The organism is Thermocladium sp. ECH_B, assembly GCA_001516585.1.
Taxonomy (GTDB): Archaea; Thermoproteota; Thermoprotei; order Thermoproteales; family Thermocladiaceae; genus Thermocladium.
The window spans coordinates 1-13,535 of sequence record LOBW01000047.1; the positions used below are offsets into that span (position 1 = coordinate 1).

7 protein-coding genes and 1 pseudogene are annotated in these 13,535 nt (G+C 41.8%); 6 read left to right on the forward strand and 2 right to left on the reverse strand.

The window, feature by feature from the left end; genetic code table 11:
* The 5 genes and pseudogenes from AT710_06515 to AT710_06535 all read left to right on the forward strand — a co-directional run.
* Positions 1-1,376: ABC transporter substrate-binding protein (locus tag AT710_06515; protein KUO91462.1), on the forward strand; the 1,376-nt coding region annotated here is incomplete at its 5' end.
* Positions 1,377-1,425: 49 nt separating this feature from the next.
* A complete protein-coding gene (locus AT710_06520) occupies positions 1,426-2,289 on the forward strand; it encodes a sugar ABC transporter permease (GenBank protein ID KUO91463.1) in 864 nt (287 codons plus the stop codon).
* Between the two features lie 16 nt (positions 2,290-2,305).
* Entirely contained in the window at positions 2,306-3,157 is an 852-nt protein-coding gene (locus tag AT710_06525; GenBank protein KUO91468.1) for an arabinose ABC transporter permease, read from the forward strand.
* 1 nt (position 3,158) lies between these two features.
* A pseudogene (locus AT710_06530) lies at positions 3,159-4,263 on the forward strand (sugar ABC transporter ATP-binding protein).
* Between the two features lie 161 nt (positions 4,264-4,424).
* A complete protein-coding gene (locus AT710_06535; GenBank protein ID KUO91464.1) occupies positions 4,425-6,962 on the forward strand; it encodes a ribonucleoside-diphosphate reductase in 2,538 nt (845 codons plus the stop codon).
* Here the strand turns inward: AT710_06535 and AT710_06540 are convergent.
* Positions 6,951-10,775 (reverse strand): reverse gyrase, encoded by a 3,825-nt coding sequence (locus AT710_06540; protein ID KUO91465.1) that lies wholly within the window; start codon positions 10,773-10,775, stop codon positions 6,951-6,953. The two genes, AT710_06535 and AT710_06540, sit on opposite strands and share 12 nt — an antisense overlap.
* A 481-nt stretch (positions 10,776-11,256) precedes the next feature.
* Between AT710_06540 and AT710_06545 the strand changes: the two genes are divergently transcribed.
* The gene (locus AT710_06545; GenBank protein ID KUO91466.1) at positions 11,257-11,832 is read left to right on the forward strand and encodes a hypothetical protein; all 576 of its coding nucleotides are present in this window, start codon (positions 11,257-11,259) and stop codon (positions 11,830-11,832) included.
* 19 nt (positions 11,833-11,851) lie between these two features.
* Here AT710_06545 and AT710_06550 read toward each other — a convergent pair whose 3' ends face one another.
* Positions 11,852-13,000 (reverse strand): hypothetical protein, encoded by a 1,149-nt coding sequence (locus AT710_06550; GenBank protein KUO91467.1) that lies wholly within the window; start codon positions 12,998-13,000, stop codon positions 11,852-11,854.
* Positions 13,001-13,535 lie beyond the last annotated feature (535 nt).

A 13,535-nucleotide genomic window follows, 5' to 3' on the forward strand; every position in this document is an offset into this window, starting at 1 on the left:
TGGCGGTAACCTATAAACCATCTACGTCGAGCGTTCAAGCGGCGAAGGCGCCGCTAATATTCTACACGTGGTGGGCCACGGAGGGCAAGGTGGCGCTGAACCACTTAATACCAGCATTCGAAAACCAATACCACCTAAACGTGACCCCAACAATAGTTCCAGGCGCTGGGGGCACCAACGCCAAGTACGCAATACTAACGCTAATAGAGGCAGGAAAACCACCGGCATTATTCCAAGTGCATTATGGTCCTGAGATGATAAGTTACGTGGAAATAGCCCCTAAAGGAGTGAATAACTTCGTTAATATGACTCCAATAGCTCAACAAATCGGTCTCTTCAAGTATGCCGTGCCTGAAGTACTTCAGGCCGGTGCATTCAATGGGACTTTATTATCAATACCGGTTAATGTTCATAGAGGTGCATTGCTTTACATTAATTTGAAGTTACTTAAGAAGTATAATTTGCCAATACCAACTAATTTATCTACGCTGGAGTATGATACGGTTCAATTAGCCGCTCATGGCGTTTCCCCGTGGATGGTGCCGGGCTCTGATGGTGGTTGGGATCAATTAAATCTTTGGGAAGATATATTCCTATCTCTAGCTGGGCCTCATGTTTATAATGAAATGATATATGGAGTAATTCCATTAAACAATGCAACAATACAGAATTGGATAGCTGAGACCAACAACTTATTCCTTAACTTTACCTCATATGATTATCCAGGGTGGCAATCATTGACGTGGACCCAGGGATTAACTGATCTAGCCCAAGGTAATGTGGCGTTTCAAGCCAATGGTAATTGGTTAACTAATTACGCCTATGATTTCCTCAACATAACCATATATCCGGCGGTTGCTCCTTATATTAACTGGAATAATGTAACGATAGTGGAGGAACCATTTCCAGGCACACAGAACTATTACGCGCTAGTTATTGATTCAGTTGCGGTTCCAGTGGGGCCGCAGGAGCAAGATGCATTGACTTTTATTAAGTGGTGGGCATCCATGGCTGGTCAAGAGATATGGACCAAATGGAAGGCAGTTACGTTCTATAACAACGTCACTACTGACTACTTCAATACGCCTGCTCAGTGGTACGATTATAAGCAATTGCTGAGCACGCCTGAGCAAAACTTCGTTTATCAATTATCTGATGGTGGGTTATTTGATGATGTATTCGCTCAATTGAATAGCGGTCTCTACACATTGCAACAAGTTGGGCCAAGCGGCATAGCGGCCTGGAATATAACGCTGGCCACGGAGATGCATCAGGAGGAGAGCGAGTGGTTGGCCGCCGCTAAGCTTGGCCTTGGCTACCTAGGGTTCCCTGGCCACCCATTTGCTGGTTACTACCCACCATGGGTTAATTCCTAACAATGCTTCTTGGGGTTAATATTAAAATAATAGTTTATTTCATGGTGATATCATGAGAATTCAAGGATTAATAATGGCAATTCCAACGATTTTCTTTTCATTCCTTCTACTTTACTTAGTCTTATGGAATCTATATTACTCATTCACGAATTGGTCTCTGCTTAATCCTCACCCATCATTTGTTGGTCTCCAAACATATATGTCCCTGTTATCCACAGAGTATTTCTCTATCTCTTTCACTCACTCTATTCTATTGTCGGCGGGCGCCGTTGTCTTCGGTAATTTGCTTGGTTTACTATTTGCTTCCTTACTTTATTTTCTAGGCAATGAGAGATTAAGGAGTTTCTACCTATCATTATTGATATATCCATTATCTATATCCATGGCAGCTAACTCATTGATATGGCTTTGGCTATTTAATATTCATATCGGCATAAATTGGTTCTTGAGAATGCTTCATTTGCCGACGCCTCTCTGGCTTTCATCGCCATCAATGGAGTTTCCAAGCTTAATGATAGTGGTTATATGGGCATATGCTGGTTTATCGCTGATTTTTTACTTGGCGGCCTTTATGGGTGTTGATAAATCATTGATAGAGGCGGCGAGGATAGATAAGGCCAGTCCATTCAGGATATTATTTAGAGTTCTTCTTCCTAACTCTATGAATGGGTTCATAGTATCATCAGCATTATTATTCCTCTTCTCCTTTAGGGTATTTAGTCCTCCTTACCTATTAAGCGGTGGACCAACCAATATATTTCTCCAAACTAGCGTGGTCTATATGTATTACTTATTCACAACGGAATACTTTGCCCAAGCCTCTGCTGTGGCTACAATAATAACAGCAATAGCAACTGCAGTGGTTATACCTTATGCGTTATATGGGATAAAGAGGTGGATGAAGCATGAGTAAAGCCAAAACCAAGAGAATTAGTCCTGCTGTAAAGGCCGCAATTCATCAATTGGTAATCATCATCTTTGTAGTTATATGGTTGGTTCCGATATATGCCATGGTAATAAATGGATTGAAGAGCGACGTAGCGGTATACACGACGCCGGTTCTTGTGCCTTCCTCATCCCCTACCCTAGAGCCCTTCCAAGCGGTTTGGTCATCACTAAGCAGGCCATTATTAAATAGTTTAATAATAGTGCTTCCCGTGGCGTTCATAGCTACTTTCTTGGGATCCATGGCGGCCTACTTCTTCTATATGCTTTCAAATAGTTTTAGTAAGGTTTCTTCCTTTATAAGTAATTTTCTTTTCTCATTAATATCATTGGCCACGTTTATTCCGTATCAAGCCACATTAATCCCATTAACTAAGTTGATTGCAGATATGGGTCTCCTGAATACTTATTGGGGATTAGCGTTTGCATTCTTCATATTCTATATGCCAACTGGGGCATTATTAATGTCTATTTTCATAACCGCCATACCTCCCAGGATAATTGAAGCTGCCAGGCTGGATAAGGGCAGCGATTGGAGGATTTTCATTAAATTAGTATTTCCATTATCGCTGCCGGGCTTTGTATCGACATTAATATTTAACATCATTGAGACATGGAATAACTTCTTCATACCCTTAATGTTGACTACCACGCCCAATATGAGGTTAATACCGGTTACGGTTCAATCATTCACTGGAGGATATGCGACTCTCTATAATGAAACATTCGCTGCTGCATTTATAGCATCTATAGTGCCCTTGGGCATCTTCATTTTTCTTGGTAGATATTTTATAAAGGGCTTAATAGCCCTTGGAACAGGAGGTAAGGGGGTGTAGTATGGTTAAGGTAATTACTAAGGGTGTCACTAAGATATTTAAGTCGAAGAAGAAGGAAGTAGTTGCATTAGATAAGATTAACATGGAGATCATTAGATAAGATTAACATGGAGATCAATAGCGGTGAATCCTTCGGAATATTAGGACCTAGTGGGGCTGGTAAGACGACGCTTATGCGTATAATAGCTGGACTTGATGTACCGACCGCCGGCGAGCTGTATTTCAATGATGAGCTGGTGGCTGCCTCGAATAGATTGATAGTGCCTCCCGAGGATAGAAATATAGGTATGGTATTTCAAACATGGGCCCTTTATCCTAATATGACTGCTTATGATAATATCGCTTTTCCACTGAAGTCTTTAAAGATAAGCAAGGCCGAGGAGCAGAAGAAAATAAACGATATAGCGGAGATACTTGGGATATCTCATGTGCTCAATCACTATCCAAGGGAATTATCGGGTGGTCAGCAACAGAGGGTGGCGTTGGCGCGTGCATTGGTTAAGAATCCATCTATTCTCTTATTGGATGAACCGTTCAGTAATTTGGATGCCAGAATAAGGGATAGCGCTCGTGCTCTTGTTAGGAGGATTCAAAATGAATTGAAAATAACCACAATAACGGTTTCTCATGATCCCGCCGACATATTTTCCATAGCGGAACGCGCTGGCGTTATAGTTCATGGCAAATTAGTGCAAGTGGATAAGCCATCCATCATATACTCTAAACCCATCAATGTGGAGGTGGCGAAATTAATAGGTGATTTAGTGGAGTTAAATGGAAGAATTGAAGATAGAAATGGAGCAACTTATGCGGTAGTTGATGATTTTTCATTTCCCATAAATAAGATCAACGCCAGCAACGTAAGGCTGGGCATTCGCCTTGAAGATCTAAAGATATCCAAGGAATCTTCTCTGGGCAGTGACTGGTTCCTCGTGGGGCGAGCTCGGGTTAAGGTATCCAGCTATTCAAGTGGTCTCTTCAGGGTCACTGTTGTGCCTCCTAGTAATGATAATACCGAGGTTGTGGTCATGATGGATAAGCCGTTTGATGTTGGGGAGGAGGTTAATTTATTTATAAGGCTTGGAAAGGTATTGGTATTCACGTGATTTTCTAATTTTAATTATTGTCGAAAGTTTCATAGTTATCTCTCAACTTAAGATCTTACAGCATTGCATCTTTATCTAGGATATTACACCGTTATATTGAGTCTAATGATACGGTTATTTTATCCGTTGGGAAGAATAAACTTTATAGGTGGGGAGGATAGATGCAATTAGAGATAGTCAAGTCATCCAGGATGCCCAGGGTAATAAAGCGTAATGGTAAGGAGGAGCCCTTCTCTCCGCGGAAGCTTCTCAGGGTGCTTAGTTTAGTAAATGCGCCGAATCCAGATCTAGTTTTAAAGGAGCTTCAGAGCTTAATAAGCGGCCAAACAATAAAGAGCCAAGATATAAGCGATATGGTTCAACTGATAATGCTCAATAAGGCGCCTGAAGATATGAGATGGCACACTGCAGCCAGGGATTATTTGTTATGGAGTGTATATAAAATGGTGCTGGGCAAGTTCGATCAATCCAATTTTGAAGTTATTTATAGGAATGGGTTTAAGCAGTGGTTCTTAACTGGCATGAGCCAAGGATTATGGAACAAGGAGATGGCATCGTTTTATGAACAATACATAGATGAATTAAGCAGCATGATTAGGCCAGAGAGGGATCGCTTGCTCACTTATAATGGCGTTAGAACGCTCATGAGTCGCTATCTGCTAAAGAGACTTGATGGCACATTCTTTGAGACTCCTCAGTATATGTGGATGAGGGTTGCAATGGGGGTTGCATATGCTGAAAAAATGTATGGAATTGATCCTATATCATGGGCGTCCAAGTTTTATGATTTAATGAGTAACTTGAAGTTTCTTCCCAATTCCCCAACCATGTTTAATGCATTCACTCGCTCTGGGGAATTATCGGCATGCTTCGTGGTGCCAATTGATGATTGTATTTCAGGTTATTCCCATGAGAATTGCTTTGGAATTTATGATGCCTTAACCCTGACCGCCGAGTTACATAAGATGGGAGCTGGGACAGGGTATAATTTCTCTAAATTGAGGCCCGAAGGGGATGTAGTTAAGTCAACGGTGGGAGTCGCCAGTGGCCCAGTCAGCTTCATGCGTTTATTTGATGTTAGCACGGATGTAATAAAGCAAGGAGGTAAGAGGAGAGGGGCCATGATGGGGATACTTGAGGTATGGCATGCAGATATTCAGAAATTCATTAAGGCAAAGTCGGGTCAATTAAAGGACATTCAATTACAGAACTTCAATATATCCGTTATGACCACCGATTACTTCATGGAGCGCGCATTGACGGGCGAGGATTGGCTTCTCTTCAGTCCCAGGGAGTGCCAATGCTTAGCCAATACATGGGGGGATGAGTTCCAAAAATGCTATGAGGACTGTGAACGCCGTGCCATGCAGGGCGATATAAAGATATGGGGCAAGGTTAATGCTAGGGAGCTATTTAATGAATGGGTAAAGAGCGCATGGGATTCCGGCGATCCCGGCATGCTTAATAAGGATTCCATAAACATAATGCATCCAGCGAAGAATGCGGGGGTAATTGCTTCAACTAANCCATGTGGCGAGGTTCCGCTCTTGCCGGGAGAATCATGCAATTTAGGCAGCATAAACATAACTAAGTACATACATGGGCATCAAATAGCTTGGGACGCCCTATTCAATGATATAGCTATAGCAGTGAGGTTCCTGGATGATGTAATAGATGTAAATAAGCATCCACATAAAATGTTCGATGAGGCCAATCACGCTACCCGCAAGATAGGTCTCGGGGTTAATGGCTTCGCTGATTTATTAATAAAACTGAGCATTCCTTATGATAGTCCAGAGGCATTACGTCTTGCAGATACATTGGCGATGTTTATGTTCAGCACGGCGACAAAGGCTAGCCACTTATTGTCGCTGGAAAAGGGATCATATCCTAAGTTTAATGGGAGCGATTGGGAGAAGGGGATCCTCCCAATAGATAGATGGATGGAGAGAGCAAGAAAAATATCGCAAGTAACTAATCAGTACTTATCAGAATACCTAGAGATCATTAGTCCCCCTCAACATGCTCAAGACGAATTCACATCAGCTGCATTGAGCGTATTACAGGAAATGCATGCTACACTTGACGATATTCGTGCTTTAGTTAAGAGCGGTATAAGGAATGCGACAGTGATGAGCATTGCTCCAGAGGGAAGCAGGAGCTTAATAGCAGGCGTGAATTCAAGCATAGAACCCATATTCGCTATTGCCTATGTTAGGAACTTAGCCATAGGTAAGTTGATTGAGTATAATGGAACGGCCCTAGAGAGATTAGGTAATGTTCCTGAGGATATCAAGAAGTATATACTGGAGAGCGGCATGCTTCCCAATACGTATAAGTTACATGGCTTATTGAAGACCGCTAATGAGATCCATTGGAGGTGGCATGTCATGATGCAGGCTACGTGGCAGCGGTGGATCGATAACGGGGTAAGCAAGACTATTAATATGCCGAGTAATGCCACCATTAAGGATGTGGAAGGAGCTTACTTAATGGCATGGGAATTAGGCGCTAAGGGCATAACGGTATATAGGGATAAAAGTAAGTCTGTTCAAGTGATTTATAGTGGCGTAGCTAATAAGCCATCTCCCTCTAAGATAATTGTTAAGACTATAAACGTTGATGAGAAAATAGATGACAAGCTAAATGAATTAGGCGAAACAAGCGATCCCTATTGTAAGACGGATTCATGCGGCTGACTCGAATGAAAATAGTTCTAGTTCCTTCATTTCATTAAATAATTGGGTTAATATTTCCTTGTAATCTATTTTACCCATTTCTACATTATCCATCTCCTCCTCTAACTGTCTAGTCCTATCCTCGCTGACTAATTTACCAAGCTCCTTGTTATTGCCGCATTTGATCTGCGTATCCTCTAGTTCCTTCTTATCCTCTTCCCGTCTCGGCGGCAATTTTTCCCTAACATAATCATCGCCAGTTAGGCAAACATATGCAAGTATACCCAGCCTCTTTGGCACAAGGTATTTTACATTACCTATTGCTGTGACGTATCCTCGCCTAAGCAGTGTGTCTATTATTTTAGCATAGGTGGATGGTCTACCTATGTGTTTTTTCTTCATTTCAGCTATTATATCGCCTTCCCTATAGGGATAAATCGTTCTAATGGTCTTAGTAACCACATCTTTAACCTCGAAATCCGCTTCAGTAATGGCTTCGCGTTTTCGGATTGATTGAAGCACTAATTGAAATCCAGGATCCACTATATCGATCACCCTCTCGAGTTCCTTATTGGCGATTTCGTTCGAGTTATGCAAAGTAACTCTGTACTTAGCCTTCTTAATCGTGGCGGGCCTCATTTGGCTTGCCATGAATCTCTTAAATATTAATCGATAGAGTTGGATATGCCTATTCGTTAGTTGAATATTTAGTATACCTGTGGATATTAATGTATGGAGCTCCTCCTCATCTATTGGCCTAGTTGGCCTTATACACTCGTGGGCTCCCTCCTCACTTGTGGTCCAAGTTCTTCCCATGTACTCCTTCTCGCCAAATTTATTGCCTATATATTCCTTGGCTATTGATAATCCAACGGCCGATACCCTAGTGCTATCTGTTCTGTGGTATGTTATTAATCCGGACTCGAAGAGATCCTGCGCAAGCCTCATTGTTGTATTTACATCAAGTCTCAAGAGGTTAGCTGCATCAGTTAGCATTGTATCGGTTGTGTAGGGCGGTGGAGGATTAATTATTTCCTCTTTCTCCTCTATTTTGCTATAATTAACTTTTAATCCATCGTGATTCTTTTTGAATCCTCTTAGGTTCTTGGATTCAGCCTTGGCCTCGCTTGGATCATTATTGAGCGGAACAATGAATGTTTCCTGCTCATCATTAACTAGGGTTACAGTCAGTCTCATTGCCTTAGAGTATTTATTGTCTATGTGCCTTCGTATTATCCATCCTAACACCGGCGTTTGGACTCTCCCAGCGGATAGGTTTTTGCGGTTAAGCCTATCCTGTAGGTACTTGCTTAGCCCAAATCCTATCCACCTATCTTCTATCCTTCTAACTAGTTGCGACTTAACCATATTGGGCTCCACCGCTCTTGGATTAGCTATGGCATCTATTATGGCCTTCTTCGTGACTTCATGAAATTCTATTCTATGGATATTCGACACGAATGGACGCAACATGTTATATACATCCCAAGCGATTTTCTCACCCTCGGAATCGGGATCCGTGCCTATCAATACCTCATCAACATCTATCGCTAAATCCCTTAAGGTATCTATTACCGGCATTGTAGTCACTAGCTGAGTACCATCATAGGGGCAAGTATCCCTTTCATCGGTATAAGTCTTACCGCATGTCGGGCACCTCTTTATTATGCTATATATCGGTATGAACTTCCCATCGGTAACTAATACACCATAGTAATCCTTAGCCCTTCCCATTATTTCCTGCTCGATGGCGTTAGGCGCTAGCTCCATCATGTGTCCCTTGGTTGCCACTATGCTTAGCAACATGTTGCCCAGATTTGTTTCATATATGTTTAGGCCACCCATTATTCGCCTACTGGGTTTCCCAAAGAAATTGGCANTGGTTCTAGCCTTAGTAGGAGACTCCACAACTAATAGGACTGACTTAAAAGTACTTAGTTTCTCTTTCTTTGGTTCCTCACTTCTAAGTAGTTCCGCCACCTCTCTTCTTTCCTCATTAATGACCTGCATTATGGCATCTACATCATAGGCCTCAACATCCTTGAACTCAGCCTCATCCAGTCTATACTTTAAATCGCGTTGAAGCGCCGTGAATACTGATGGATTATCAATTATGATTATGGATAATCCATGCGTGACTCCTCCGATATACATCCTTGATGTCCTACCGCTGGCCTGTATATATGTGGTGGAATCCGGCAGCACTATGTGGAATTCGCCGTTTCGTAATTGAATATTAACCTCAGACTTATTTATGTTATCGATTATGGCCGGCACCTTCAGGAGCTCATCGGCAAGTTTAAGGGACTCCATCGCCGTTTCAGCTACATATCTTTGAAATCCGCTCAGCTCATTGATGTTTTGCTGGGCCTTCGTAAGTATCTCGCTTANTTGGTTTTGGTTCAAATATGATATTCTCCGTAGCCTGGCAATCATTTTATCCACACGGCGCTTTAATTCATCGGGCGCTATTTGACGTATACCAGAGAAGAAGAGGAGGAACTTGATGGGCATGAATTCCGCCAGGTTTAGTCTAAACATTATTTTTGGCACTCCCACGAATATCACATACTTAATGCGGGCCGGCATATCTATTCCTCTGGCAAGCGATGACCTAGATGTAGCAAGGCCTATCAATACATCTAGTTCACCCTCCTGGAATGCAAGCAATAGTTTCTTTTTCGGCTTCAAGTAGATACCAGCCTTTATTCCTGCCTCGCCTAATTTTTCAGCAATCTTTTTGGCTATTTCCCTATCAGCATCTGTTGGAATAAATATTATACCTCCCCCACCTAGCCTCTTAACTAGGTTAGCTGCATCCTCTATTAAATTAGTTTTAGGTTGCATAAATAAATCAATGACATTCCTTAGACCCTCGGCTCGCCCACCCACTTCAAAGCCTAGAAATTCTCTGAAGAGAAGCGCCCTCGATGTGCCGCGTGGCCTGGTCAATACGCCGCTAACTATTAATGTACCGATATTCCGCCCCTTCATCATCTCTTCTATTGTTTTAGCTATGCTTCTCATTCGTCTATTAAGTTCGCCTAAATCATCTTCATTACCATTTCTAAGGGCTTGCATTGTATCTCTAGNTACCTTAATAGCCTCCAGCGCTACATCTATTGCTTCCTTCGGTACGCCAAGCAGCACTAGTAGTCTATCTATATTCTTGCTTGACGCTTTAAGGACGCTATCGACATCGTCCACGAATATTAATTTATACTTATTTCTAGCCAGTAGATCCATGTGTTTAGATAGGAATGAATTCGTTATGATTAATATGTCATAATCATTATCATTAATTCTTTTTATCGCCTCCTCCTTCTCCTTCTTTGTCAATAGCGAATTATAGGCCACTATCCTTGCTTTTCCCTTCGAATATGCTTCGGCTCTCTGGAATAATTGGTATGCAAGAGTTGATGTTGGCGCCACTATGAGAGTCTTACCCCCATTAATCGCAGTATATATAGATGCTACTATTCCAAAGGTGGTCTTACCACTGCCGGTTGGCGCTATCACTGCAAAACTCTTTCCCCGTACAAGCCGCCTAGCCCATACCCTTTGAGCCCCCCACATCTCGAATCCAGTGATTTCACGGAATAGATTATTTAATTCATCATACTTCATATACATGGATAATATAGGTCTCATTCTCTTCAAAGTTCCTAATTTATCCATTTCTCTCAATATGCTTAGTACATCGCGTTTCTTTGGGGTTCGGGGAAGACATAGGCGGCACGGTAGCCCAGTTCCTAATCTATCTGCATCTATTATGCCCCCGCAATTGGGGCATGCCCATCGATACAACGCTGGTGGGAATCCATCATTTGCCACTGCCTAATCGTTTGGCGGAGGCGGGTAGGTTCATATAAATGTTTTGATGAGGAATGTAGAGAACCATTAATTCTCAACCCTGTATCGCATTAATAATAAAAGGGCAATCCTCGCCCATAAATATAGGTAGGAGGTTAGAGACAACTGATCCCCTTCCCGCCCTGAAGGGGCGAGGGCTCCCCGAGGTCTTGGGGGTTACGCCCCTTTATGGGTGCTGTTCTGTTGGTCATCCTCTCGAGCCGGTATTGTGGGGGTACGTCGGCCCCCACTCCCCACTCCCAAGGAATTGACTGGCCAAGGGTCCCCTATTGCTACCCTCGGAAGAAGCATTTAAGCTCTTACCCAGCCCCAAAGGACGAGACTTGTCATCCTCGTTATCATGATTTTTCATTAAAAATTAATAATGATTCATTTAATCAGGAAGAGCCTTAAGGGTTTTTATCTATTATATATTTAAATTGACTAATTCATTGCATAGTTAATGGCTATAAGCACACAAGCAAGAAGATTGCAGATAATAATATATGTGGCTTCTCTCATAGTTATCATTGCGACTCTCATTAGCATTGATGTAATGATAGTTCAGCTCTGGTTGGTTGGTTCCTCTAATTTAGATATAATATTCGTTGCATTGGCTTCATCATCTACCATATTGATGGATGTGATAACGGTGATAGGTATTTTACAGAATATCCCATTAACGCAATTAAAGCATCTTCACTTAGCATCACGGTTATTTTGGGTTATAATAATGATATTCGTGTTTGGTCTATTTCTTTATATCCCATATATAACAATAAAGCATTACTTGAATATATCCATACCAATAGATGACTATATGCTTGCCATGAATAACCTCCTAGGGTTGGGTATTGCACTATATAATTCAGGATTGGTCCTTACCATTTATATTATTTACACCATAATGAGAATGCGATTATTACCAGATGTCTATGAAACGATGATCGACACATTTGGGTTATCCAAGATAGGCATCAATTCATTCAAGGATGGATCCAGCAACGATAAAGACGATGATGACATAGAGGAAATATAGCTAATTATTGAAGGGGTAATTACTTGTTCATTATGAATAAGGGAATAGCCATTTCTTCTCGTGATAGTCCTGCATGGTGTCCTCTGAACTTCATTAGTTTATCATCGGATGGCTTAAGCAAGTAAATTAAGGTGGTTGAATCTCGGGGCACTGCAATTAGGTCTCCCATTCTTCTCCTAACTTTCTCGTTTAATCCGCCTAGAAGCGTCTCTGCTTGATTTAGGTCATATAGGTCTACCATGGGAAGGAATTTTTTGAAGTAATCCTTCACGGGTTCTACATGGCTTTTATCCATAAGCTTTAGTTGGAGTGCTCGTGGTTCTCCAAAGGGAGGAAGCGAAAGGTAGTTCAACAGTTCATTGTGCTTACGTAGGTCCACTACTTTCTCAGGCTCTACATCTATTTGCCCATGATCGGCAGTAATTATTAGGGATGAATTATTTGGAAGCTTTTCCGAGAATCTCCTTAATATATGCATGGTCTCTATTAATGCATATCCATAGTGATGAGAAGATGGGCCGTATGTATGTTGTATTGTATCTAGGTGTGTTAAGTAGAGATACACGAATTGATGGGTATCCATAGCATTAATAGATGTAGTTAATGCATCGAATAATGTGTAGTATTCCAAAACATTGGCACCCTTATATAATATATGAGATATTCCGCTTCCCCCAATTCCCTTTGGAACCACTACTGCGCTCTTGATTCCGTGCCTCCCAGCCTCCTCGAATATTGTGTCATCATGATAAAGTTGTCCTAGATCATGTCCTAGATTCAATACATCATCACGAGATCCACTCGGCGCTATGCTCATGTTAAGGGTGTTAACCATGCTGCCAAACTCATTCATGAAAAGTATGGTGCCTAGAACACCATGCATGCCGGGAGTCACACCAGTGGATAGACTAGTCAATGCAGTGGCAGTTACTGATGGGAACACGCTTGTTAATTGCCTTGACTTCCCTAGGAACCACCTTACATCATCTATATTGCTCATTTTCTCCAGCCCAACCCATCCCAATGCATCGACCAGTATCAATATGATTTTGTTTCCATGTAATTCAACATCATTTAATGGATTCGCCTTTTCATGCGCACCAAAGGCTTTTAGTATGGAGTTGGATAAATTAACTATGCTCTCTCCATCATACCTAGGAATCATCATATTATTTGGGCAAATTAATCAAGTAATTAAAATTATTTTCGCAATTCTTAATTGCCTAGATGATGCTTAATTGGTTTGGATAAGTTATTGATCAATTCTTTGTTAATTTTTAAGAACTAAGAATGTTGCCGTAGTTCGGGTTCAGGGAATATAAGCCGAAGAAGCATTAATTTCAATTACAGGGTTCCAACAACTGACCTCATCCCCGCCCTAAAGGGGCGAGGCTTGCCGTTCGTTTTATATGCATGGGGGAAGCCTCGCCATTTATGGCGGGGATGAGTGGAATAACTTTATATTAGTGGTGTTCCTGTTCCTCTGATGCCCATCGTGGGGTTTAGGTTTAGAGCATACACCGACGAACGCTGAGGGCGTTAAAAGCCCTTGGAAGTGGCTTGTGAGGTCTATAACACCCTACGTTGGGCAGACACATACTTCTACCATGAGGATGGGAAGGGATTAAGCAAGAACGAGTTGAGGCAATTAGCCCTCGACTTGAGGAAACAGGATGAGGAGTATCAACAATTATACTCACAGG

Coding starts and splice junctions, on each gene's coding strand:
- AT710_06550 (KUO91467.1), bottom strand. CDS start 13,000: ATGATGATTCCTAGGTATGATGGAGAGAGCATAGTTAATTTATCCAAC.
- AT710_06545 (KUO91466.1), top strand. CDS start 11,257: ATGGCTATAAGCACACAAGCAAGAAGATTGCAGATAATAATATATGTG.